The 23,467-nt window shown below is 61.8% G+C and carries 27 protein-coding genes; 9 read left to right on the top strand and 18 right to left on the bottom strand.

The window, feature by feature from the left end; genetic code table 11:
• Positions 1-173: 173 nt before the first annotated feature.
• The 3 genes from ACZRN6_RS06790 to ACZRN6_RS06780 form a co-directional block, all read right to left on the bottom strand.
• Positions 174-2,615 (bottom strand): TonB-dependent siderophore receptor, encoded by a 2,442-nt coding sequence (locus ACZRN6_RS06790; RefSeq protein WP_464007524.1) that lies wholly within the window; start codon positions 2,613-2,615, stop codon positions 174-176.
• A 74-nt stretch (positions 2,616-2,689) separates the two neighbouring features.
• Positions 2,690-3,649 (bottom strand): FecR family protein, encoded by a 960-nt coding sequence (locus ACZRN6_RS06785; RefSeq protein WP_464007523.1) that lies wholly within the window; start codon positions 3,647-3,649, stop codon positions 2,690-2,692.
• 4 nt (positions 3,650-3,653) lie between these two features.
• A complete protein-coding gene (locus ACZRN6_RS06780; RefSeq protein ID WP_322144193.1) occupies positions 3,654-4,175 on the bottom strand; it encodes a sigma-70 family RNA polymerase sigma factor in 522 nt (173 codons plus the stop codon).
• Positions 4,176-4,328: 153 nt separating this feature from the next.
• Between ACZRN6_RS06780 and ACZRN6_RS06775 the strand changes: the two genes are divergently transcribed.
• Positions 4,329-5,252 carry a LysR family transcriptional regulator gene (locus tag ACZRN6_RS06775; RefSeq protein WP_464007522.1) on the top strand — a complete coding sequence of 308 codons (924 nt, stop codon included), beginning with the start codon at positions 4,329-4,331 and terminating at the stop codon, positions 5,250-5,252.
• Here ACZRN6_RS06775 and ACZRN6_RS06770 read toward each other — a convergent pair.
• Positions 5,155-5,859 carry a TetR/AcrR family transcriptional regulator gene (locus ACZRN6_RS06770; protein WP_464007521.1) on the bottom strand — a complete coding sequence of 235 codons (705 nt, stop codon included), beginning with the start codon at positions 5,857-5,859 and terminating at the stop codon, positions 5,155-5,157. The two genes, ACZRN6_RS06775 and ACZRN6_RS06770, sit on opposite strands and share 98 nt — an antisense overlap.
• Positions 5,860-5,988: 129 nt before the next feature.
• On the opposite strand from ACZRN6_RS06770, the gene ACZRN6_RS06765 reads away from it, so the two are divergent.
• Entirely contained in the window at positions 5,989-7,212 is a 1,224-nt protein-coding gene (locus tag ACZRN6_RS06765; RefSeq protein ID WP_322144196.1) for an MFS transporter, read from the top strand.
• A gap of 18 nt (positions 7,213-7,230) precedes the next feature.
• On the opposite strand, the gene ACZRN6_RS06760 is transcribed toward ACZRN6_RS06765, so the two are convergent.
• From ACZRN6_RS06760 to ACZRN6_RS06735, 6 genes are all read right to left on the bottom strand, one after another.
• Positions 7,231-7,527, bottom strand: coding sequence for a DUF3144 domain-containing protein (locus ACZRN6_RS06760; protein WP_322144197.1), 297 nt, complete (start codon positions 7,525-7,527; stop codon positions 7,231-7,233).
• A gap of 82 nt (positions 7,528-7,609) precedes the next feature.
• On the bottom strand, positions 7,610-8,902 hold the full coding sequence (locus ACZRN6_RS06755) for a PQQ-dependent sugar dehydrogenase (protein WP_322144198.1): 1,293 nt from the start codon (positions 8,900-8,902) through the stop codon (positions 7,610-7,612).
• Positions 8,899-9,327, bottom strand: coding sequence for a DUF2231 domain-containing protein (locus ACZRN6_RS06750; protein WP_322144199.1), 429 nt, complete (start codon positions 9,325-9,327; stop codon positions 8,899-8,901). Before ACZRN6_RS06750 ends, ACZRN6_RS06755 begins: the two co-directional genes overlap by 4 nt.
• 123 nt (positions 9,328-9,450) lie before the next feature.
• Positions 9,451-10,953: a glycine betaine/L-proline transporter ProP gene (gene proP / locus ACZRN6_RS06745; RefSeq protein WP_322144200.1), complete on the bottom strand. Its 1,503-nt coding sequence runs from the start codon at positions 10,951-10,953 to the stop codon at positions 9,451-9,453.
• A gap of 129 nt (positions 10,954-11,082) precedes the next feature.
• Positions 11,083-11,973: a bestrophin family protein gene (locus tag ACZRN6_RS06740; RefSeq protein WP_322144201.1), complete on the bottom strand. Its 891-nt coding sequence runs from the start codon at positions 11,971-11,973 to the stop codon at positions 11,083-11,085.
• Between the two features lie 86 nt (positions 11,974-12,059).
• Positions 12,060-12,566 (bottom strand): GNAT family N-acetyltransferase, encoded by a 507-nt coding sequence (locus ACZRN6_RS06735; RefSeq protein WP_464007520.1) that lies wholly within the window; start codon positions 12,564-12,566, stop codon positions 12,060-12,062.
• 94 nt (positions 12,567-12,660) lie between these two features.
• Here ACZRN6_RS06735 and ACZRN6_RS06730 point away from each other — a divergent pair, with 94 nt between their 5' ends.
• Complete coding sequence (locus tag ACZRN6_RS06730) at positions 12,661-13,356, top strand: tRNA (adenine(22)-N(1))-methyltransferase (RefSeq protein WP_464007519.1); 696 nt, start codon at positions 12,661-12,663, stop codon at positions 13,354-13,356.
• A gap of 3 nt (positions 13,357-13,359) precedes the next feature.
• On the opposite strand, the gene ACZRN6_RS06725 is transcribed toward ACZRN6_RS06730, so the two are convergent.
• The gene (locus tag ACZRN6_RS06725) at positions 13,360-14,214 is read right to left on the bottom strand and encodes an aldo/keto reductase family oxidoreductase (protein WP_464007518.1); all 855 of its coding nucleotides are present in this window, start codon (positions 14,212-14,214) and stop codon (positions 13,360-13,362) included.
• Between the two features lie 71 nt (positions 14,215-14,285).
• Between ACZRN6_RS06725 and ACZRN6_RS06720 the strand changes: the two genes are divergently transcribed.
• The 4 genes from ACZRN6_RS06720 to ACZRN6_RS06705 all read left to right on the top strand — a co-directional run bounded on the left by ACZRN6_RS06720 (position 14,286) and on the right by ACZRN6_RS06705 (position 16,830).
• A complete protein-coding gene (locus ACZRN6_RS06720; protein ID WP_322144205.1) occupies positions 14,286-14,927 on the top strand; it encodes a TetR/AcrR family transcriptional regulator in 642 nt (213 codons plus the stop codon).
• 60 nt (positions 14,928-14,987) lie between these two features.
• Positions 14,988-15,416, top strand: coding sequence for an Sbal_3080 family lipoprotein (locus ACZRN6_RS06715; RefSeq protein WP_322144206.1), 429 nt, complete (start codon positions 14,988-14,990; stop codon positions 15,414-15,416).
• Between the two features lie 8 nt (positions 15,417-15,424).
• A complete protein-coding gene (locus ACZRN6_RS06710) occupies positions 15,425-15,841 on the top strand; it encodes a DUF2846 domain-containing protein (RefSeq protein WP_464007533.1) in 417 nt (138 codons plus the stop codon).
• 125 nt (positions 15,842-15,966) lie between these two features.
• Positions 15,967-16,830, top strand: coding sequence for a DNA/RNA non-specific endonuclease (locus ACZRN6_RS06705; protein ID WP_464007517.1), 864 nt, complete (start codon positions 15,967-15,969; stop codon positions 16,828-16,830).
• Positions 16,831-16,849: 19 nt separating this feature from the next.
• Here the strand turns inward: ACZRN6_RS06705 and ACZRN6_RS06700 are convergent, their stop codons facing one another.
• The 6 genes from ACZRN6_RS06700 to ACZRN6_RS06675 form a co-directional block, all read right to left on the bottom strand.
• On the bottom strand, positions 16,850-17,029 hold the full coding sequence (locus ACZRN6_RS06700; RefSeq protein WP_464007516.1) for a DUF1289 domain-containing protein: 180 nt from the start codon (positions 17,027-17,029) through the stop codon (positions 16,850-16,852).
• A 4-nt stretch (positions 17,030-17,033) separates the two neighbouring features.
• Positions 17,034-17,405 carry a hypothetical protein gene (locus ACZRN6_RS06695; protein WP_322144209.1) on the bottom strand — a complete coding sequence of 124 codons (372 nt, stop codon included), beginning with the start codon at positions 17,403-17,405 and terminating at the stop codon, positions 17,034-17,036.
• Between the two features lie 124 nt (positions 17,406-17,529).
• Entirely contained in the window at positions 17,530-18,744 is a 1,215-nt protein-coding gene (locus ACZRN6_RS06690) for an MFS transporter (RefSeq protein WP_464007515.1), read from the bottom strand.
• Between the two features lie 5 nt (positions 18,745-18,749).
• Complete coding sequence (locus ACZRN6_RS06685; protein ID WP_322144211.1) at positions 18,750-19,322, bottom strand: isochorismatase family protein; 573 nt, start codon at positions 19,320-19,322, stop codon at positions 18,750-18,752.
• A 29-nt stretch (positions 19,323-19,351) separates the two neighbouring features.
• The gene (locus tag ACZRN6_RS06680) at positions 19,352-19,801 is read right to left on the bottom strand and encodes a MarR family winged helix-turn-helix transcriptional regulator (protein ID WP_322144212.1); all 450 of its coding nucleotides are present in this window, start codon (positions 19,799-19,801) and stop codon (positions 19,352-19,354) included.
• Positions 19,802-19,874: 73 nt separating this feature from the next.
• Positions 19,875-20,681 (bottom strand): AraC family transcriptional regulator, encoded by an 807-nt coding sequence (locus ACZRN6_RS06675; RefSeq protein WP_322144213.1) that lies wholly within the window; start codon positions 20,679-20,681, stop codon positions 19,875-19,877.
• A gap of 123 nt (positions 20,682-20,804) precedes the next feature.
• Here ACZRN6_RS06675 and ACZRN6_RS06670 point away from each other — a divergent pair, with 123 nt between their 5' ends.
• On the top strand, positions 20,805-21,731 hold the full coding sequence (locus ACZRN6_RS06670) for a DMT family transporter (protein WP_464007514.1): 927 nt from the start codon (positions 20,805-20,807) through the stop codon (positions 21,729-21,731).
• Positions 21,728-22,087 carry a hypothetical protein gene (locus ACZRN6_RS06665; RefSeq protein WP_464007513.1) on the top strand — a complete coding sequence of 120 codons (360 nt, stop codon included), beginning with the start codon at positions 21,728-21,730 and terminating at the stop codon, positions 22,085-22,087. The genes ACZRN6_RS06670 and ACZRN6_RS06665 overlap by 4 nt, the downstream gene beginning before the upstream one ends.
• Before the next feature lie 19 nt (positions 22,088-22,106).
• Here ACZRN6_RS06665 and ACZRN6_RS06660 read toward each other — a convergent pair whose 3' ends face one another.
• On the bottom strand, positions 22,107-23,444 hold the full coding sequence (locus ACZRN6_RS06660) for an MFS transporter (protein WP_464007512.1): 1,338 nt from the start codon (positions 23,442-23,444) through the stop codon (positions 22,107-22,109).
• Between the last annotated feature and the right edge of the window lie 23 nt (positions 23,445-23,467).

Raw genomic sequence — 23,467 nt, 5'->3', positions numbered from 1 at the left:
TTGTTTTTCAAATCGCTCTAAAACCTTTTCCCACATAGTCTCGTCGTCCTGACTGAATCGGTTGGGGGATTTTAAACCAAGACCTTGAAAGGGGTGGCTGTAAGAGCGGAACCAATACAAGCCATCACTCAAATAACGGATATGCCCCCAACCCCAACCCCAACCCCTCAAGCTCACCAGCGATATGTCACCGAACTGACCAACTGCCGCTCATCGCCATACCGGCAAATCGCGAACTCGCAGTAGGTGTAGCGTTTGTTGGTGACGTTGTTGGCGTTGAGCGCGACCTCCCAATGCGGGTCGATCTCGTAGCTGGCGCGGGCGTCATACAGTGTGTAGGCGGGCATCGCTGACGGAATCCCGGAGGCTTGGGTCGTGCCCTTGTAACGCGCCCCGCCACCGATGCGCAGCTGCGGCACGCCCAGTTCTGCCAGGCGGTAATCGGCCCAGAGTGCCGCCTGGTGATAGGGCGTGTCTTCGCTACGCTGGCCGACTTCGCTGGCGATGTTGCTTTTGGTGATGCGCGCGTCGATGTAGGCGTACGAGCTGATCAGGCTGAGGTTGGGGGTGACTTCGGTCTTGGCCTCCAGCTCCAGGCCACGGGAACGCACCTCGCCGGTTTGCACCGAGTATGTTTGGGTGAGGTCGGTGGGGTCCTGGGTCAGCACGTTTTTCTGCACCAACTGGTACACGGCGGCACTCAGCAAGGTGGCGCTGCCTTCGGGCTGGTAGCGGATGCCGATTTCGTATTGCTTGCCTTCGGTGGGCACAAACGCCTGCCCGGCCTTGCCCACGCCTGCAACCGGGAAGAACGATTCGCTGTAGCTCAGGTACGGCGCCAGGCCGTTGTCAGCCTTGTACACCAGCCCCGCGCGCCAGGTGGTGGACTCGTCGCTCTGGCTGGTTTTGGCTGAGTTACGGAACAGTTCGGTGTCCTGGTCGGCCCAGTCGTGGCGGCCGCCCAACACGGCAATCCAGTGTTCGTCGAATTTGATCTGGTCCTGGAAGTACACGCCTTTTTGCAAGGTGTCGATCTGCGAGCCACGGTCGGTATTCGGTGCGCGGTTGACCACCACCGGCTGGTTGTTGATGTAGTTCGCCAGGTTCAGCGACGGCGCATTGCCCCGGAAGTTGTGGGAGTCGTAGCTGGTGTCATAGCCGTCGAAGCCCAGCAGGAAGGTGTGCTGCCAATCGCCGAACTGCCATTTGCTTTCGATGTTGGTATCGCTGGCCAAACCACGGGAGCGTTCGACGCGGTCGCTGTATTGGCGACGCAGAATCCCGGTGTTTTGCGCCGTCGTGATGAAGGCGGGCGTGGCGTTCACTTGCAGGTAGCGCCAGGTCACCTGCGACTGGTAATAGCGCAGCTTGTTGCTGATGCGGGTGTGCTCGTCGAAACGGTGCTCGAACTCATAACCCAGCGCCGACATCTCGCCGTTCATTTCGTCGTAGTTCGGGTCGCCGATAAAGTCATGGCGGCCGATCTGGAACTTGCCGTCACCGACGCCCTTGACCAACTGATAGGGCAGGGGCGCGGAGAAACCGGTCTCGGTCTTTTGGTAGAACGACAGCAGGGTCAGCGAAGTGTCGTCATCCGGGCGCCAGGTCAGGGCGGGGGCGACGTAGACCTTGTCGTTGTCGATGTGGTCGGCGCTGGTGTCGCTCTTGCGGTCCAGCAGGGTCAGGCGGTAGCTCAGGGTCTCGCTGTCGCCCAGCGGGCCGGTGAAATCGGCGGACAATTGCTTGCGCTCGTTCTGCCCGGCCTGCACGTTCACCTCGTGATACGGCGTCTGGCTCGGACGCTTGCTCACGGTATTGATCAGCCCGCCCGGCGACAGTTGGCCGTAGAGCACCGAGGCCGCGCCACGAATCACTTCGGCGCGCTCCAGGCCGTAGGGTTCCTGTACGCCGTCGTAGGAATTGTTTTGCAGGCGCAGGCCGTCGCGCAGGGAGCCGCCGGTGGCCGACTCGACGTCGAAACCACGGATGCGGAAGCGGTCCGAGGTGCGGTTGAAACTGGTGGGCTGGCTGGTGAAGCCGGGCGTCAGGTCAAGGGTTTGGGACAGGGTTTCCGATTGGCGATCGCGAATCTCGTCACTGGTGACTACCGACAGTGATTGCGGGGTTTCGATGATCGGCGTGTCGGTCTTGGTGGCGCTCAGGTTGCGGGTGGCTACATAGCCTTTGACGTGTTCGGTGGAGGCTTCTTCAGTTAGCCCGGTAACGGCAGTGGGCGCCAGTTCCAGTGCGCCGGTAGCGTTGCTGACCGGCGTTAGCACAAACCCGTTGCCACCTTGCACCGCCTGGAACCCACTGCCCTGGAGCAGCCGGGCAAAACCCTGGTTGACCGCGAACTCACCTCGCAACCCCGCGGTGCTCAGGCCGGCAACGCTGCGCGCATCAAACAGCAACGCCACGCGCGCCTGCTGGGCGAACAGGTTCAGGGCCGGGCCCAGCGCACCGGGGGCAATGGCGTAGCGCTGCACCTCGCTCTGCGCCGCCACCGGCATGCTGAAGCCTGGGCCGAGCAGCGAGAACGTGGCCAGGTTGATCGCCAGGGCAAGGGGCACGAAAGAACGCTTGGGGTGGCGCGAAACGTTGAAGTCCGGTGGCATGGAAGAGGTTCCTGTGATGAGGTGCTTTCTTCCTTGACGGGGCGATTGCAAAAAGCGGAACCCGGCGCGTGGATTTATTTTTCGCGCTCGATCTTCAACCACAGCGGGCTGAACGAGCGCACCCGCACCGGGAACGCGTCGCTGATCAATTGCAGCGCACGCCTGGGCTCATCCAGCGGCAGCACGGCCGACACCCGCAAGTCGGCCAGTTGCTCGCGGTCGAATTGCAGGTGGCCGCCGTACTGGCGGGCGAGTTCATCGAGCACTTCCGGCAGTGGCCGGTCCTGTACCACCAACTGGTGGTATTGCCAGGCGTCGTTGGTTGCCCGGGTGTCGACACGGCCCAGCCGCGTGACCGCTTGCGGGGTGATACGCGCCTGTTCACCGGCACTGACATCGACAGCCGGATGCTGGCCGGCATCCTGGGCCGCGACCTTCGATTCGAGCATGGTCAGCAGCGTGCCGGCCCCTTCACGCTTGACCGTGAAGCGGGTACCAAGGGCACGCATTTGCCCGTCTTCGGTCACCACGATAAATGGCCGCGTGGCGTCGTGGGCCACTTGCACGAGGATTTCCCCGCGCAGCAGTTTCACCTGGCGTTGTTGCGGGTTGAAGGACAGGTCCACCGCGCTGTTGCCGCTGAGGGTCAACTGCGAGCCGTCGTCCAGGTCGATGCGTTGCCATTGGGCCGGCGCGGTGCGCTGGTCTGCCAGCAAATAACTCGCAGGGTAACTGCGCAGCAACAATGCCAGGGGCAGGGCCAGCATCAGGCCCAGCACGACCCTGCCGGCCGGGGCGCGCCGGCGTTTTACCAGCGCCGCATCCAGTGCGGCATGCACCGGCGCATGTTGCGGGCGCAGCGCCTGCAAGCGGCCGACGAAACCTTGCAGGCGTTCTATCGCGGCGCCATGTTGCGGGTCCTGGGCCTTCCACTGCTCGAACTGCTGGCGCTCGCGCTCGCTGAGGTTGCCGTCATGCAGGCGCATCACCCAACTGGCGGCTTGCTCGTCAAGGCTCTGTGGGGCGTCGAGCATGGGCTTAAACATCCAGCGCGTGGTGGCAGTGCACCAGGGCGTTCATCAGGTGTTTGCGCACCATGCGCTCGGAAATCCCCAGGCGGCTGGCGATTTCAGCCTGGCGCAGCCCTTCCAGGAAGTGCATCAGGAACGCCTGCCGGGCATTCAGCCCCAGGCCATCGAGCACGAACGCAATTTGCTCCAGGGCTTCGAGGGTCAGCAGGATCTGTTCCGGCGATTGCTGGCAGCTTTCCAGCATATCGATGGTCAATGCCAGTTCCCGCAGGTAGGCGTCCTCGATCTGGCGGCGGCGGGCGCGGTCGATGATCAGGTGGCGCGCCGTGGTCGTGAGGAACGCCCGGGGCTCGCGCATGCCGCCCAGGGCATCGCGGGACGCGAGGATGCGTACGAAGGTGTCATGGGACAGGTCGGCCGCGTTTTGCGGGCAACCGAGCTTTTTGCGCAGCCAGCCGAACAACCAGCCATGGTGCTCGGCGTAGAGCATATGGACGGCCTGGTTCAAGGGAAGGTCGCTGGCGGACATGGCGGGAGTGTCTGCGGATAAGAATTATTCGCAAGATTAGCGGTGTGCATGGAACGAAAGCAAGCGTGGGCCGGGAAGCGCTCTATATTTATGCGGCCTGTGCTGATAAACAGAGCAGGTGAATCCATAAGTAGATACCCGGTGTAATCAATCATGAAGCGCCATTTCGAAGACCTGCAGCTGGGCAGCATCGAGCTGTTCTGCCTGGCCGCCGAGGCCAGCAGCTTTACCGCCGCCGCCCAGGTGGCCGGGGTGACCCCGGCGGCGGTGAGCCGCAGCATCTCGCGGCTGGAGGAGCGCCTGGGTTCCCGGCTGTTTGTGCGAACCACCCGCAGCATCCGCCTGACCGATGGCGGCCGGACCTTTTTCGAGCAATGCCGCCAGGCCCTGACGCAACTGGTGGAAGCCCAGCAGGAAATGATGGGCGCGCAATCGGTGCCGTCCGGGCTGTTGCGCATCAGTATCCCGACCACCTATGGCCATCACCGTATCCTGCCGCTGCTGCCGAAGTTTCGTGCGCTGTACCCGCAAGTCACCGTGGACATCCACATCAGCAACCGCAACATCGATTTCGTCGCTGAAGGCTATGACCTGGCCATCCGCGTACGTGCCCAGCCGGACTCGACGCTGATCGCGCGGTTGCTCGAAGACGCCAGGCTGGTGGTGGTCGCGGCACCGGCGTATCTGCAACGCGCCGGCACGCCCCTGGCCCTGGAGGACTTGCCGGCCCATGAGTGCATCCAGTACGAATTGCCAAGCAACGGGCGGCGCATTGCCTGGTTGTTCCAGGCGGATGGCAAGGAGCGGGAGTTTGCCGGGGAGGCGGGATACAGCTGTTCCGACGATGTGCTGGGTGGCGTGACCCTGGCCAAGCACGGCGCGGGGTTGTTCCAGACCTACAAATTCATTGTGGAGCAAGAGTTGGCCAACGTTAGCCTGGTGGAGGTCTTGCAACCTTACGGCGGGCGTTCGCGGCCGTTTACCTTGCTGTATCCCCACGGTCGCTACGTGCCGCATCGGGTGCGCGCGTTTGTCGACTTTCTGCTGGAGCACCGTGCCGAGTGGGCGGCGCAGTAGCGGCAGATAAATCCCAGGTCAGCATCAGTTGGCCAATCGCGTTGTCGATGGCGTTGGCATCCACGCCATCGCGAGCGAGGATCGACACGCCCTGCAAGAAACTGTCGTAGACCGTAGCCATGGCGCGGGCGTTGGTCTCGGCCGGTAACTGGCCAGCGCTGATGCCACGCTCTACGCAATGCACGATGCCCGCCCTTGTGCGTTCGCGGGAATGGGTCAGGGCATGAGTCACTTGCGTGTTCTCGGGGGAGGGCGCGCTCATCACGCCCAAGGCCACCATGCAGCCCTTGGGGTGGCCGTCTTCACACTGCATGCGCGCCGATTGGCGCAGCGCGGTCTCGATGGCCTGGCGCGGTGGCAGGCTGTCATCCCACAGGCATTCGGTGACCTGGGCGTATGTCGCCAGATAACGCTGCACGCATTCCTGGAACAGCGCGTCCTTGGAGCCGAACGCCGCATAGAAACTCGGCGCGGAGATGCCGCCGCCCAATCCGGCTTTCAACTGGCTCAGGGACGTCGCGTCGTAACCGTGCTGCCAGAACAGGTGCATGGCCTGTTCCACGGCCTGTTCGCGGTCGAAGGTGCGGGGGCGGCCCATCTGCGCCATGTGGAAATCCTCTCGGGTGATTAGATAAATACTAGTCGATACATAAGTCGTTGACAACGCTGGATGACTCGCCCAACATTTATATCGATCGGTATTTAACTCGATATCCCATGTTCAAGGAGTTTCCCTGTGACCCCCTCAAGTACCTTATCGGCAGGCGCCGTTCCCGACCGTTTACCCATCGGCGCCTTGCTCGCCCTGGCCATGACCGGTTTCATCTGCATCGTCACCGAAACCCTGCCGGCGGGCTTGTTGCCGCTGATCAGCGAAGGCCTGGCGATTTCGCCGTCGATGGCCGGGCAGATGGTGACCGCCTACGCCCTGGGCTCGGTGCTGGCGGTGATCCCGCTGACCATCGCCACCCGCGGCTGGCGCCGGCGCAATGTGCTGTTGCTGACCATCATCGGTTTTTTGCTGTTCAATTCAATCACGGCGTTGTCGTCCCACTACGGGCTGACACTGCTGGCGCGGTTTCTCGCCGGGATGGCGGCCGGGCTCGCATGGAGCTTGTTGGCCGGGTATGCGCGGCGCATGGTGGCGCCGCATCAACAGGGCAAGGCACTGGCGCTCGCGATGGTGGGCACACCGATCGCGCTGTCTCTCGGGGTGCCGTTGGGTACATGGCTGGGTGGGTTGGTGGGCTGGCGCACGACGTTTGGCATCATGTCGGCGCTGACGTTGGTGTTGATTGCCTGGGTGCTGGTGAAGGTGCCGGATTACCCCGGCCAGTCGGCCCATCAGCGCATGCCGCTGCGCAAGGTGTTGACCACTCCGGGTGTGCGGCCGGTGCTGGCGGTGGTGATTGCGTGGATGCTTGCCCACAACATTCTCTACACGTACATCGCGCCGTTTGTGATGCCTGCGGGGTTGGTAGACCGCGTGGACCTGGTGCTGTTGGTGTTTGGTGTGGCAGCGCTGGTGGGGATTTGGCTGACCGCCAAATTAGTCGAAACGGCATTGCGCACCACCGTGTTGACCAGCCTGGCGGGCTTTGCGGCGACGTGCCTGGCGTTCGGTTTTCTGGCGGACGTGCCCGGGGTGATTTATATCGGTGTGGCGGTATGGGGCTTGAGTTTTGGCGGCGCGGCGACGCTGCTGCAAACCGCATTGGCGGATGCCGCTGGAGAGGGGGCAGACGTGGCGCTGTCGCTGAATGTGGTGGCGTGGAACTGCGCGATTGCGGGCAGTGGTGTGGTGGGCGGGGTGTTGCTCGATACCTGGGGCGTGGCGTCATTCCCGTGGGCGATGCTGGTGTTGCTGGCGGTGGGTTTTGCAATGGTGTGGCGTGCGCGACTCCATGGCTTTACGCCGGGGCACAGGGCGCACGGCAAACCCGCAGCCGCCGCACACTGAGTGTGGCAGCCGGGCAGGTCAACTGCCTTTAACGAGCATGTACTGGTTGAAGTTTTTGATGTGATCGTCGAGGTTGTCCTCAAGCATCATCCGGTACTGGTCACAGAAATACTTGAGCATTGCCTCACGCGCCTGGGCCATTTCTTCGCCGGATTTAAAGCTGCGGGCGCTGACCCAGGCATTGAAGCGGGTGGTGCCGAACATCATCGAGGCGCTGACTTTGCCCAGGTCGGCGAATTCCCGGAACTGCTCGTTCGACAGCTCGATGTGCGCGTCGGCGCGATCGTAGAAGCCGTTGTCGGTGGTGTCTGGCATTGCGGTTACCTTCCTGTTCGTGAGTGCGGCGAAGGTACCGCCGCGCCCCACGGGAAGGCAACCACGTTGGCAGGTTCGGGCCTCATTTATTGCGCGTCACCCGCCACACGGTGTTGGCCAGGTCATCGGCAATGATCAGCGCACCCCGTGGGTCAACAGTCACACCCACCGGCCGCCCACGCGTCTTGCCGTCTTCACCACGAAAGCCCGTGGCGAAGTCCAGCGGTTCACCCGCTGGCCGCCCGTCGCGGAACGGCACGAAGATCACCTTGTAGCCCACCGGGTTATCGCGGTTCCAGCTGCCGTGCTCGCCCACGAATACACCGTCGGCGAACTTCTCGCCCATGGCCGGGATGGAGAAATCGACGCCCAGTGCCGCGACGTGAGAACCCAGGCTGTAATCCGGTTTGATCGCGGCGGCGACCTTGGCCGGGTTCTGTGGTTGGGCGCGGGTGTCGACGTTCTGGCCCCAATAGCTGTAGGGCCAGCCGTAGAACTTGCCTTCGCGTACCGAGGTCAAGTAATCCGGCACCAGGTCCGGCCCCAACTCATCCCGCTCGTTCACCACTGCCCACACTTGCCCGGAGCCTGGCTGAATGGTCAGGGCGGTCGGGTTGCGCAAGCCGGTGGCGTAAGGCTTGTGGGCGCCGGTGGCAGCGTCGATCTGCCAGACCATCGCCCGGTCAATCTCGACCTCCATGCCGCGCTCGGTGATGTTGCTGTTGGAGCCGATGCCCACGTACAGCGAGCGGCCATCGGGGCTGATCGCCAGGGATTTGGTCCAGTGATGATTGATCGCGGCGGGCAGGTCGGTGACGGTGGTAGGCGGGCCGCCGGCTTTGGTCTGGCCATCCTCGTAGTCGAAGCGCACCAGTGCATCCTGGTTGGCCACGTACAGCTTGCCGTCGGCAAATGCCAACCCATACGGCGCGTTGAGGTTGTCGGCGAACACGGTTTTCAACTCATAGGTGCCGTCGCCGTCGGCATCGCGCAGCAGGGTCAGGCGGTTGCCGCCCTTGACCTTGGTGTTGCCCTCGGCCTTGATCACGCTGGCGATCACGTCCTTGGGCTTGAGTTTCGCCGCGCTGCCGCCCCGGCCTTCCGCGACGAGGATGTCGCCGTTGGGCAGCACCAGGGTCTGGCGCGGGATCCGCAGGTCGGTGGCGATGGCCGTGACGCTGTAACCCTCGGGCACCGTGGGTTTCTGCTCGCCCCAGGCCACCGGTTCGGCGATCTTCATGCTGGGCAGAAGGCTGCGCTGGGGTTCCGGCAGCTTGGGGTCTGGGCCGCGAGCTTGGGTGCTGTCGGCTTCGCCACCGCAGGCGCTCAATAACATCGCCATGCTTAAAACGGTCAGTGCGCCGGAATGCTTCATTGGCCACCTCCGGAACGCAGGCTGGTCAGCCCGACCCACGTGGTCACGCAGGCCAGCAGGGTCACAATCGCGGACAGCACCAGGCCCGACGGCATCACGGCCCATGCATCTTTCGCATGTTCGAAGGCGTTGACCAACCCCAGCGCCCAGGTCACCAGCAACAGCAGCAAGTACAGCGTGGGGCGCCCGGCCTTGCGGTCGGCGCGCACCAGGTTGACCAATGCAAACAACCCCGCCAGCCCACAGAACACCAGGGCGCCAGCGATCAGCCAGGCGGCGAAGTTGCTCCATTGAATCTGGTAGGTCTGGGTGTAGGCAATGTCACTCAGCAAGGCGCCGAGAAACAGTGGGACGGTACCGGCAAGCAAGGTCGCGTGAAGCGGGCCAGGCGTGCAGCGGTAGGTGAGGGCGGTGGTGACGGTCACGGGCGGCTCCTTATCGTTGAGCGGCCCTGATGAGGCTCATCAGGGCCGCGCTGACTGCGCTTAAGGAAGGAGCGTGATGCTTGCGCGTTAGTTCACCGGGTATTCGTTTCTAAATATGTTGCGTCAATTGATGCGTGGATGCTGCTGCACCAGGTTCTCGCGCTTGGCTTCCAGCTCGGCGATTTGCGCGTCGATGTCTTCGATCTTCTGTTCGATATTGTCTTCATGCTCCTGCAGCAGCTCTTTGGCTTCCTCCAGATCCGAAGCCGCCGGTGCCGCGCCGCGCAGGGGTTTGTTGGCGGTTTCTTTCATGGTCAGCGCAGTGAAAAGGCCCAGCACGGCGAACACCATCAGGTAGTAGGCCGGCATGTACAGGTTGTTGGTGGTTTCTACCAGCCAGGCCATGGCGGTCGGCGTCAGGCCCGCGACCAGGATCGAAATATTGAAGGCACTAGCCAACGCGCTGTAGCGAATGTGCGTAGGGAACATCGCCGGCAGGGTGGACGCCATCACGCCGATAAAGAAGTTGAGCACCACTGCAATGATCAGCAGCCCCGAGAAAATCAGCCCGAGTTTGCCGCTGTTGATCAGCATGAACGCCGGAATGGCGAGGAAGAACAGGGCGATGCTGCCGATGAGGATGAAGGGTTTACGCCCGACTTTGTCGCTGACAAAGCCAATCAGCGGCTGCACGAACAACATGCCGACCATGATCGCGATGATGATCAGCACGCCATGGTTTTCGCTGTAGTGCAGGTTGTGCGACAGGTAGCTCGGCATGTAGGTGAGCAGCATGTAGTACGTGACGTTGGTCACCACCACCACGCCGACGCACGTCATCAGGCTGCGCCAGTGTTTGGTGGCAACTTCCTTGAACGACACTTTCGGGCCGCCCGCCAAGCCTTCGCGATCGCCTTGTTCGAGCTGTTCCACGTGCTGTTGGAAGGCCGGTGTCTCTTCCAGGGCGTGGCGCAAGTACAGCCCGATCATGCCCAACGGCAGGGCGAGGAAGAACGGCAGGCGCCAGCCCCAGGACTGGAACGCGTCTTCGCCGATCACCGCAGAAATCAGCACCACCACACCTGCGCCGAGGACGAAGCCGGCGATGGAGCCGAAGTCCAGCCAACTGCCGAGGAAGCCGCGCTTGCGGTCCGGGGCGTATTCGGCGACGAAGATCGAGGCGCCGGTGTATTCGCCGCCAACCGAGAAGCCCTGGGCCATCTTGGCCAGCAGCAACAGGATCGGTGCCCAGATGCCGATCGAGTCGTAGGAGGGGATCAGCCCGATGGCAAAGGTGCTCAGGGACATGATCACGATCGTCGCCGCCAGGACCTTCTGCCTGCCGTATTTGTCGCCCAACCTGCCGAAGAACAAGCCGCCCAGCGGGCGGATCAGGAACGGCACCGAGAAGGTCGCCAGGGCAGCGATCATTTGTACGCTGGGGGACGCCTCGGGGAAAAACACCTTGCCGAGCACATAGGCGACGAAGCCATACACCCCGAAGTCGAACCACTCCATGGCGTTGCCCAGCGCAGCGGCGGTGATCGCCTTGCGCATCTTGGCGTCGTCGACAATGGTGATGTCATCCAATCCAATCGGATTGACGGTTTTCTTGCGTGATTTCATGGGAGTTACTCAGCCGCAGGTCCATTTCGATGCCACTGTTTTGGTGGCATGCGCTTATTGGGTCAGATACATGCGGACACTGAATAATTCACCAATGGCTGGTTTTTTTTGTTAGCGGCGCTGGAGCGGTCAGATGATTCGATCGCCGCCCAAGGAATCACGCTGCATCGACTGCAGGTTTTTCTCGATGGTTTCGCAGAGGGCTTCCATCTGGATCTGGTGCTCGCTGTCACGAAACGGGCTTTGCAAATCGGTGCCGATGCGCTCGATGGCCAGCAGCATAAAACCCACCACGGTGGAGGCCAACGGAGTGAACCAACCCAGGGATTCCACCAGGCCCACCGGCACGATCAGGCAGAACAGCGAAATGAACAGCCGTGGGAAATACACGTACGGGTAGGGCAGCGGCGTGTTGGCGATGCGCTCCATGCCGCCCTGGCTGTTGGACAAGTCCACCAGGGTCGATTCCAGCCGCGCCAGGCGAATACTGTCCAGGCGCCCGGCCTTGTATTCCTGGGCCAGCAGCGCCGCGGAACCATTGAGGATGTCGTTGGAAAAGTTGTTGGTGGTGGTACTGCGGGTGAACTCTTCCGCCGGCAGAAACGCGCGAATCTCATCCGGGCACGGCTGGCCCCGCAGGTGGGCTGCCAGGCAGTTCACATACGCCACGTGACGGCGCAGCAGGGTCGCCTTCATCGGGTTGACCTCGTGGTGCGGGTCATCCAGCAGCGTCAGCACTTGCCGGGCAAAGCTGCGGGAATTGTTGACCATCGCCCCCCACAACGTGCGCGCTTCCCACCAGCGGTTGTAGGCGCTGCTGTTGCGGAAACTGATCAGCACCACCAGCGCCGAACCGAGCAGTGTGAGCGGCATCAGCGGCAGGTTGATCTTGCTGTTGAGGAACAGCATGAAGTCCACGGTGACGGCGATATCCCACAGCAGCAGCCAGAACAGCGCCCAGCCCACATAGCCCATGGTCTTGATGATCAAGCGGTATTTTTTGACGATGGCAGCTTTCAAACGGAAACCTCGCGGCGAGCGGTGAGCATCAATGCCCTAGCTCGGACGGTGTTTACCGGGTAAAGGTTCGCCGGGGTGCTGCGCCGTCAGGCCTGAAGGGTCAGGATGAAACGGCTTTCGCTTTGGGGCGTGCCGTCCGGTGCGGGCTGTTCAGGCACGAACCCGCAACGGCTCAGGACTTTTTGTGAGCCCACATTCTCGGGGTACACGTACGCCACCAATTGCTTGAGTGCCCAGCGCACCTTTGCCTCGTGGATAAGATGGTTCAGCGCCAGGGTTGCCAGCCCTTGCCCGCACGAGCGCTCGCCCACGCGGTAACCGACTTCGGCAGAGCCCTTCGGTGAATCGATGCTTTTCAGATTGGCGCGACCGACGATTTCGCCGCTGGCGTCTTCGATCACGAACGGGTGCCAGGCGCCGGTGGCAAGGCCGGATAAATAACCGTCAATATGCTCGGCGACGCCCTGCGTTGAGTAGAACGAAGGGTCGCGCGCTTCGATATGCGACTCGAACCACTCACGGTTGAGGGCTTCGAAGGCCAGCAATGCTTCAGTGTCCGTACTGCTCAGCTCGCGAACGCGAAATGACGTCATTGATCACCTCTTCCTGGCAATTGTGCGGTGAGCAAGCATACCCCATCAGTTATCCTGAACCGATCAGCCCAATCGCGGCAAAAAGGAACTGCAGTTGAACGAACACACATTGTCCATGCGCCTGGAACGCGTGGCGGCTCATATACCCGCCGGGGCGCGCCTGGCGGATATCGGCTCCGATCACGGTTACCTGCCGGTGGCGTTGATGCGTCGCGGCGCCATCGTGGCGGCGGTGGCCGGCGAGGTGGCCTTGACGCCGTTTCGCGCAGCCGAGCGTACGGTGCGCGAGAACGCGCTGGAGCACCACATCACGGTGCGCCTGGCCAGTGGTTTGGCGGCGATCGAGCCGGCAGACGGGATCACCGCGATCAGCATCTGCGGCATGGGCGGCGAGACGATTCGCGACATCCTCGACAGCGACAAGGCGCGCCTCAACGGCCAGGAGCGTCTGGTGCTGCAACCCAACGGCGGCGAGCAGCCGTTGCGTCAATGGCTGATGGACAACGGCTATCGCATCGTGTGCGAAGAGCTGCTGCGGGAAAACCGCTTCTTCTACGAAATCATCGTCGCCGAGCGCGCTGAGACTGTTATCTACACCGAAGAGGAGCTGTACTTCGGCCCGCTGCAAATGCAGGCGCGCAGCCCCGAGTTCCTGCTCAAGTGGCAGCGCATCCTGCGCCACAAACAACAGACCCTGAACGATTTCGCCCAGGCGCGGCAGGCGGTGCCCGACCACAAGGTGCAAGAGGTCGCCCAACAGGCCCGGTGGATTACCCAACTGCTGGCGTGAGGGTCAGCCCGCGATGGTATTCAGCTCTGCCAGCACTTGATCCGAAAGATCCAGTTCGCCCACCGCTATATTTTCACGCAAATGGGTGACCGACGAAGTACCAGGAATCAGCAAGATATTGGGTGAACGGCGCAGCAACCATGCCAGCGCCAACTGCATCGGTGTGACGCCAAGGCGCTGTGCAACGCTCGACAACACCGAGGACTGCACCGGGGTAAATCCGCCCAGCGGGAAGTACGGCACATAGGCAATGCCGTCCTGGGCCAGCGCGTCGATCATCGCGTTATCGTGTTGATGGGCGATGTTGTACAGGTTCTGCACACACACGAAACGCACGAGTTTTCGCGCCTCCGCCACCTGCGTCGGCGTGACGTTGCTGATGCCGATATGGCGCACCAGTCCCTGTTGTTGCAACTCGGCGATGGCACTCAGGGGCTCTTCGATCGAGCCTTCGGCAGTGCCCATCACGCCATGCATGGCCCGCACGTTGACCACGTCCAGCACGTCCAGGCCCAGGTTGCGCAGGTTGTCATGCACGGCCTGCGTCAGCTCGGCCTTTGACGAAGCGTTGAGCCAGGAACCGTCGGCGCCTCGAAGGGCGCCCACCTTGGTGACAATCGTGAGATCGTCCTTATACGGATGCAGCGCCTCACGAATAATCTGATTGGTGATATGCGGCCCGTAGAAATCGCTGGTGTCGATATGGTTCACGCCTGCTGCGACGGCCTCGCGCAATACAGCCAGCGCCGCTTCACGGTCCTTTGGTGGGCCAAATACCCCAGGGCCGGCCAGTTGCATGGCGCCGTAACCGATGCGGTTGACGGCGCGATCGCCGAGAGTGAAGGTGCTGTGGTTCATGGCTGTGGCTCTTGCTTGAAGGGAGGAAGCCTATAATATGAAGGATCCTTCAGGTTTTGAATTCGCATTCCATGAGCACTCCAAAAGCGTCACTAAAGCCAAGAAAATCAGCGGTTCAGGCCCGGTCGGCGGCGACTGTCGAGGCGCTGCACACGGCGACCCTTCAGGTTTTGACGGCGCAGGGGTTGGTCCGGTGCACCACCACCCGCGTGGCCGAACGTGCGGGCATGTCGGTGGGCAGTCTCTACCAGTACTATCCGAATCGCGATGCACTGCTTGCGGCGGTCCTGGAAAAGCACCTGGTGCACGTGGCCGAGACCGTCGAGCAGGCTTGCGATCAATACCAGGGCGCCACGGTCGCTGAAATGGCATCCGGGTTTGTCACGGCTTTTCTCGCCGTGAAGCTGATGGATCCGACGGCGTCCAAGGCCCTCTACGCCATTGCGGGCGAGCGGGGCGGTGCGGAGCTGGTCGCGCGTATCAACAAGCGGATGGTAGCCGCGATTGCGGCGATGTTGGCGACGGCAGCGGATGCTCGTTTTGAAGACCCCTTGTTGACCGCCGCCATTTCGATCAGCGCGGTGGTGGGCCCGGTGCGGTCACTGCTTGAAGGCAATGCAACGCCAGCCTATGAAGCCGGCCTGGAACAACAGGTGATTCGGCTACTGCGGGCTTATCTTCAAACCTATCAGTCACGGCCAATTGACCGCTAAAGGGCGTCAAGCTAGCATGTGGCCATTATTTTGATATCATTTCTGATTCAGGGATTGAACATGCTGTCCAGAGCCCTCACGGCAGGCCTCCTACTGGCTTTGGCCGGGTGTACAAACGTCAAGGTTGACCCTGTCGCGCCGCAATACAAAATCTCCCAGCTATGCATCGAAGAGAACCCCAAAGTGGTGGTGGGGGATTTTGTCGATGGCCTGCAAACGCTGTTGCGCAAGCACCACATTGAAAGCCGGTTGTATGCCGCGCCGGTTCCGGGCAACTGTGAATACCGGCTGACCTACACCGCCATTCGTTCCTGGGACTTCTCTGCCTACCTGTCCGACGCCAGCATTGCGCTCTACAAAGGCGAGCAGTCCATTGGCGTTGCGCACTACAACCTGGCGGGCGAGGGGGGCTTCGACTTGTCGAAATACAAGACGGTCGAGGAAAAAATGGCACCGGTGATCGACCAGCTATTGGGGCAGGCCAAGTGAACAGATTCATCAAAAGTACCGCGGTCCTGTTGCTCATGCTGCTGACCGGGTGTGGTCATACCAGCACCAGCCAACCTTACTTCGAACCTCCGGCGCCGCCTGCGGGCAAGGCGCTGGTTTACATGATGCGGACCCAGGTTATCCAGGGCAGCTTCTATGACAGCGTGTTCAGTATCGATGACAGCGCAATCGTGGGGCTGAGTAGCGAGACTTATTCCTGGGTGCTGGTCAGCCCGGGCGTGCACAAGGTGTCTGCCGGGCAACATCCGAATGCCCGGAACGTATTCCTGATGCTCTCGGTCGAGCCGGGTAAGGAATACTTCGTTGAGTACACCCAGGAAAACATGTTCGAGAAGATTCGCAAGTGGGAGGCGAACGAAGGGAAAACCATGGTGCGCGGGTATTCGTATATACCGGTGAAGTGACGGTGCCCGGCAACTAATGTGATGGGTGGCGGTCAATAACCCCCGCACGACTGTCAGCGGTCGTGTGGCTCGCAATAGAGCCTCGCGGTACGTTTTTTCCTCCCTCCCATTTGAAGATTTAACCCATGCACCTTCGCAAAATTGCAGTTGGGCTGTCGGCCCTTGTTTTGCTCTCCACCGGGGCGCAAGCCCGTGGCCTGCTGGACCTCATTACACCGCCTCAATCACATACTTCCCGTTCGGGCTCCATCAGCCAGGGTGCGGCCCTGGATCTGTATTCAAGCCAACAGAAAAACCCGTCGTTCGACAGTTGCGCCGACCTGTTCCCGGCCAGGCAACCGATCAACACCGCCACCGTGCCGGCCAGCATGAAACCCCTGGCGCTGTGTTCCGATAACTTTGCAGTGCTGTACTCGCAAACCAGCAAGACTCCGCTGGTGGTGGTTGAGCGCCTTAATGCAGGCCAACTGCAGGACGCCAAAGGCGAGGAGCGCACCAACCAGTTCTACCCGGACCCGCGCATTCCCAAAGGCGCGCGCGCCGAGTTGAGTGACTACCGTGGCCAACACCCGGCCGTGGACCGTGGCCATCAATCGCCGGCCGCCGATGCGCCGAGCACCAACGCCATGGCCCAATCCTTCGCGTTGTCGAACATGGTGCCGCAAGACCCCACCAACAACCGCAAGATCTGGAGCAAGGTCGAAGCGGACGTGCGCAAGTTCGCCAAGCGTGCCGACGGCAATGTGTTCGTGTTCACTGGCCCGTTGTTTGACCAGGGCTACAGCACCATCGGCGACAACAAGGTGTGGGTGCCGACCCGCCTGTTCAAGCTGGTGTACGACGTATCGTCCAAGCGTGCCTGGGCCTATGTATTGCCCAACGCTGAAACCCGCATCGAGAAGCCGATGGACTACGCGACGTTTGTGAAGACTACCGGGCTCAAACTGCTGGGGAACTTGCCGGTTACCGGTTCGGTTGGGCGCACTTGATGGCTTGAAGCTGGCGGCGTCATTTGCCCTTCTTCAACGTTTTCAACCGCAGCGTTGCTCGCTGTACAGCGGCCATCTTCTCTGGCCGCTTCATCTTTTTCCATTTGCGAATATCGTCCTTGGTGCGTCCACAACTCACGCACAGCTCACCATTGAGCTGGCAGGTTGAGACGCACGGATTCTCGATATCTTTAGCCAAGGCTTCACCCCTTTCCCGCATACAGTTTGGCCAGGCGCAGGCGCCAGTTGCCGCCATGCTGGCGCTGACATTCCTCCTCGGAGTCGAACCGAATGTAGCGGTCTGTAGCGGGTTGATCCACGCAGGCATCCGCCAGCGCCGTGGCCGTCAGCTCACGCATGCGCCGGTCCAGTCCGTTTGAAACGGCCAGCTCCTGGTTCGCCCGCGTATCGAATACCCAGATCACGACCAGGCTCTGTGCAAAGGCCTGGTAGTCGACTTCGTGGGTCAGCCAGTCGAAGCCCTGGATTTCGGCCTTGGCGACTTCACAGGCTTCGGTCAGGGTCGCGACCAGGCGACGCTCTATGCGTGCGCCGTCGCGTTTGGTTGAAGACATGGCGATTCCTTGAGGAGCGAGGAGGGTGATGATACGCGAGAGCGCTACTGTGGGATTTAGCGAGACTTGAAATCTTTATCGCCTGACAGGCCCTCTTCGCAGCCTCGCTGAAGCTCGACAGCTATCAGGTCTCTTTGGGCCGATCCAGCTTGCGCGTCATGGTGTAGATCGCCACCCCGGCGGCCAGGATGCCCGAAGCCGCACCGACCGCCAGCGCCCAGCGTGGGCCCAGGTGGTCGGCCACCCAACCGACAATCGGCGCGCCAATCGGTGTGCCGCCAAGGGCCACGCCCACCCGCAGGGCGATCACCCGGCCGCGCATGGCGGGCTCGGTGGTGAGTTGCATCAGGCTGTTGGTGGTGTTGCTGAAGGTCAGGGCGCCCACGCCGATGATCACCAGCGCGCCGGCAAACAGCCAATAGTTCGGGGCAATCGCCGCCAGCGTGCAACCCACCCCGAACACCAGTGCGCCGATCAGCAGCGACTTGAACTGCGGCCGCTCCCGACCGGCCGCGAGCAGTGCCCCGGCGATGGTGCCGATGGCCAGGATCGACGACAGCAAGCCATAGCCACGGGCATCGGCGTGGAACACGGTGACGGCCATGGTCGAAATGAAAATCGGAAAATTCATGCCGAATGTACCGATCAAAAACAGCATGATCAGGATCGCCATCAGGTCCGGCCGCGCCCACACATAGCGCAAGCCTTCCGTCAGGCTGCCCTTGGTGCGCAGCGCCCGCAGGCTGGTGTGCAGGCCGCAAACCCGCAGCAGGAACAGCGAGGCCAGCACCGCGAAAAAGCTCGCGCCATTGAGCAGGAAAGCCCAGCCGGTGCCCACCGACGCGATGGTCACGCCGGCCACCGCCGGGCCAATCATGCGGGCCATATTGAACGAGGTGGAATTGAGCGCGATGGCGTTGGACAAGTCTGCCTCGCCCACCAGGTCCGCCACGAAAATCTGCCGCACGGGCGCGTCGAACGCCGAGGCGCAGCCCGACAAAAGCGCGAACACATACACATGCCACAGCTGGACGATGCCGGTCAGGGTAAACACCCCCAGCGTCAGCGCCAGCAAGCCCATCACGCCTTGGGTAACGATCAGCAGCTTGCGCTTGTCGTAGTGGTCGGCGGCGAAACCTGTCCAGGGCAGCAACAGCAATTGCGGCCCGAACTGCAACGCCATGACGATGCCGACGGCCGAGGCGTTATGCGGCGTGAGCTGAGTCAGCACCAGCCAGTCCTGGGCGGTGCGTTGCATCCACGTGCCGATATTCGACACCAGGGCGCCGACAGCCCAGATGCGGTAGTTGACGCTGCGCAGCGAGCGGAAAATGCCCATCGAACTCACACCGTTCGCGAGGTGTGCGTTTCAAGCAAACCGAGGATGTCTTGCGCAGTACCGGTTTCGCCCAGCTTCGGGAATACCTGATGCAGGCTGTAGTGGTGGGCCTCGGGGTTCGCGTCGGTCATGGCGTCGATGGCCAGGGTTACGTTGAAACCGGCCTCGTAGGCCTGGCGAGCGGTGGACTCCACGCCGGTGCCGGTGGCAACCCCGGTGATCACCACTTGGGTCACGCCGAGTGCCTTCAACTGCGCCTCGAGATCGGTGCTGGCGAACGCGCCCCAGGTGCGTTTGGTCACCACAATGTCGCCAGGTTGCTGACCGAGTGCGGGCAACAGGTCGGCCCAGCCCGGTGGGAACACGTCGCTGCGCCGTGGCCGCTCGGTGCGCCCGGGCGCGAAGCCTGTGACGTTGACCAGCACCACCGGCATCTCGCTCTCACGGAACGCGTCCAGCAGTGCACGGGAGCGCTCCACTACGCTGCCGAGGGGGTGGATGAACGGGTATTCGGCGATGCCTTTTTGCAAGTCCACGATGATCAGTGCGGTATTCGGATCCAGCGAGGTGACGGCCATGGGATGTCCTCGAGCGGGTAGGGTGCAGCTCAAAAATCGGCAAGGCGCTCCAGCAGCTTTACCGCCGCTGCGAGTTCGGCTTGCTCTTTGGCAGACAGTTGCTCCTGCAGCGCCCGCAGCAGCCAATCGTCCTTGGCTGCCCGGCTGGCGATCAGGTGTTTACGAAAGCCGGGAGTCAGCTCGATCAGGGTTTGACGCCCATCGCTGGGGTCGGGTTTGCCCCGGATTGCTTTCATCGTCTCAAGCCCGGCCACGGTGATGCGCATGGACTGCGGGCGCACGCTCTCCGCCCGGGCCAGGGCCGAGACGGTGCTGGGCCCGTCACGGTCCAGGCGCAGCAGCACCGACTTCTGGGCCGAGGTAAAATCGTTCGGATGGGTTTGTTCCCGCAGCCGGCGCATCAGCTTGCCCAGGGAGATGCGCAGCTCGGCAGCCAGGGCGGCGGATTGGGTTTCGCAGGTGATGGAAGGTGTATTCATGCCCGGACATTAGCATGCGTGCAGAAAAACTGTACAGTTTAGCTGTATGAATTTTTTGTCATAAAACCCAGCGTCAACGGTCCTTTACCGGTCCCAATTTTGCCTTGCGATACTCATCGGGTGTCTCGCCCGTGAGCTTGCGGAACATGCCGATAAAGGCCGAAGAGCTGCTGTACCCAAGGTCGAGTGCGATGGTCTCGACGGTGGCGCCGCTTCTCAACAGGTTGAGTGAGTGCATCACCTTGAGCCGTTGTTTCCAGTGGTTCAGCGACATCCCAAGGTCACGCTGGCACCGACGCAAAAGGGTGCGTTCGGTAGCGTTGACCAGCCGCGCCCAGTCAGCCAGCGAGCGGGCGTCTGCCGGGTTCTGTTCCAGGGCTTCAAGGATGGGCGACAGTACCGGGTCATTGGAGCCGGGAAGGTAGGAGCCGACGCGGGACGTTTGATTCAGCTTGTCCAGCAGCACGTAGAGCAGGCGGCTGTCTTCCTCGGTTTGAACCGGGGCGGGCGGTGAGGCCCGCAAGTCGTCCAGCAGTGCGCGGATCAACGGGGTAATCGTCAAGGCACACGCGGTGTCCGGCAGGCGTTCACACAAAGGCTGGGCGATATACAGCGAGGAGTGATAGGCCTCCTGGCGATTGAGCGCCAGGTGCTCGGCCTCGGGGGGCAGCCACAGGCCAAATTGCGGCGGGACAATGAAGTGCTCATCCGCCAGTTTGATCTCCATCACCCCACTGAACGAATACACAAATTCGCCCCAGGGATGTCGATGCCACGGGTAAGTCGTCAAGGCCTGCATCTGCGCGGCGCGAAAGTACAGCGGCGCCGGCAGCTCGTCGGTGAACGGCGCAACGACCCGGTGGGCAAATGGCTTGTTCATGAGGGTCACACCGCAGGTGTTGGTCGAATGGCTATTGTGCGCTATCGCTTGTCGGTTTGGCGCTATATCCAGCAGTTCCGCACATCGCAGACTCCACCCCTGCAAACAGAGATGGAGAGTGTCGTGGATAAGCGTCAGCCTATTGATGGGCCCGCTGCGGTCATTATGACGGTGATGTGTGCCATCTGGGGCCTTCAGCAAGTGGCGATCAAGGTCGCTGCGCCGGACATCGCGCCGATCCTGCAGATCGCCCTGCGCTCGGGTATTGCCGCGGTGCTGGTGGGCCTGATCCTGATCCTGCGCCGGAACAAGATGACGTTGAACATCGACACCTGGCGCGGCGGGCTGCTGGTGGGCACGCTGTTTGCCCTGGAGTACGTGGCCGTCGGCGAAGGCTTGCGCTACACGTCCGCCGCGCACATGGTGATTTTCCTGTACACGGCGCCGATCTTTGCGGCCATCGGTTTGCACGTTCGGTTTCCCAGTGAACGGCTGACGGCGGTGCAGTGGGGCGGAATATTGTTGGCGTTTGCGGGCGTGATCGTGGCGTTTTTTGCTCCGGGTGAAACCACGGCCTCGATGGCAGATCAACGCATTGGCGATGCGCTGGGCTTATTGGGCGCTGCGGCCTGGGGCGCCACCACGGTCACCATTCGCTGCTCTCGACTGGCCGAGGCGCCAGCGCCATTGACGCTGTTCTATCAGCTCGCCGGGGCTTGTGTGATTCTGGCTGCGCTGGCATGGGCGACCGGGCAAACCCGTGTGCAGTTCTCGGCCATTACCGTGGCCAGCCTGGCTTTCCAGACGGTGGTGTTCTCATTCCTGAGCCTGTTGGTGTGGTTCTGGATGCTGGGGCGTTACCTGGGGTCGCGGCTGGGGGTGTTGTCGTTCATGACGCCACTGTTTGGCGTGGTATTCGGCGTCTGGTTGCTGGACGAAACGCTACAGTCATCGTTCATTGTGGGCTCGCTGTTGGTGCTGATCGGGATTGTGGTGGTGAGTGGGCATGATCTTTTCAAGCTGCGCATGGCCAGGCTAGTCAAGGATTGATACGTTCACCAGGCTGGACATTCCTCAACGTACTTTCTCCTGCACAGGTGCTCTCGCGTGACACCAAGCACTGCGGTGCGTTGATCGAAGGCCTTGAAGCCAAGGTTGCCGACCTGCTGGGCAAACCCGCTGCGGTGTTCATGCCCAGCGGGGTGATGGCGCCATTGATCGCGGTCAACATCTGGAGCCACGGCTGCGGCCTCGGATACATCGCGGCATACCGACGGCGTACGCCTGTGGGAAACCCGGGCGCTTTTACCCGCGCTCCTACGCCGAAATTGCCGAAGGTTTCTCCTCCGTCTATGTCTCGGCCTACAAAGGCCTGGGCGGAATCGCCGGTGAAGTGTGCGTGTTAATTCCAGTCATCATCCCTGCTCACTGAACCGGTGATTTGCTGACTTTGATCCCTTTGAACAGCACCAGCAGCAACACGCCTGCGAGTATTTCAAAGGCGGCCACCATATACAGGCCGGCAGCCAAACTGCCGGTCAGGGTTTTCAGCCAGCCAATCATGTAGGGCGCCACGAACCCCGCCAGGTTGCCGATGCAGTTGATCAACGCAATGCCTCCGGCGGCTGCGGTACCGGCCAAAAAGGCCCCGGGAATCGACCAGAACACCGGGAACGCTGCGAGGATGCCCATGGCCGCAATGGTCAGGGCGATCAATGCCAGGACGGCGTTCCCAATAAACAATCCGGTGCCAATCAGCCCGAGCCCGGCGAGCAGCGCAGCCATGGCGCAATGCACGCGGCGCTCAGAGGTCTTGTCGGAGTGAAAACCGTTCCACAGCATCGCCACGGTGCCCAATATGAACGGTATCGAGGAGAGCAGGCCGATGCGCATGGTGTCATCCACCCCCAACGCCTTGATGACGGACGGGGTCCAGAACGCAATGGTCGCGTTGCCGCTGACCAGGCAGAAATACACCAGGGCACACAGCCACAGCTTGGGATAACGAATCAGCGAACGCAGGTCGCTGTGTTTGCCGGGCGCCTGTTCTTCGCGGGCGATTGTGTCGCTGACCATCGTGCGTTGTGCCGGGCTCAACCATTTGGCATTGATGGGTTTTTCCGGCAGGTAGCGCAATACCAGGAAACCTGCGATCACCGAGGGAATGCCTTCGAGAATGAACAGCCATTGCCAGTTGGCCAGGCTGCCGACGCCGACCATGTGGCTCATGATAAACCCCGCCAGTGGGCCGCCGACCACGCCAGCGATGGCGAACGAGGTCATGAACATGCCGTTGATCTTTGCGCGCTGCGCCGCCGGAAACCAGTAGGTCAGGTACAGCACCACACCCGGGAAAAAGCCCGCTTCAAACGCACCGAGCAGAAACCGCAGCACGTAGAACGACCAGGCACTTTCGACGTAGGCCATGGCGATGGACGTCAGGCCCCACATTATCGTGATGCGGGCCAGTGTGCGCCGCGCGCCGATTTTTTCCAGCAGCAGGTTGCTGGGCACTTCGAAGAAGAAGTAACCAATGAAGAAAATCCCGGCGCCCAGGCCGTAGACGGCCTCGCTGAATCCCAGGTCCTGCAGCATCGCCAGTTTGGCGAAGCCGACGTTGACCCGGTCGATCCAGGCCAGTACGAAGAGGAATACCAGGAACGGAAGCAACCGCCAGGCGATCTTGCGGTACACAACAGCCACTTCGTCGGACATCGGCGAGTGGTCCAGTTCCAGCGGTGAGGTTGCGTTACTTGGGTTCATAAGTTGTCTCGTCAATTCGTTGC

Source organism: Pseudomonas sp. A125, assembly GCF_055409485.1.
Note: the sequence above shows the minus strand (reverse complement) of the source record. Positions and strands in the feature narration are given on the sequence as shown.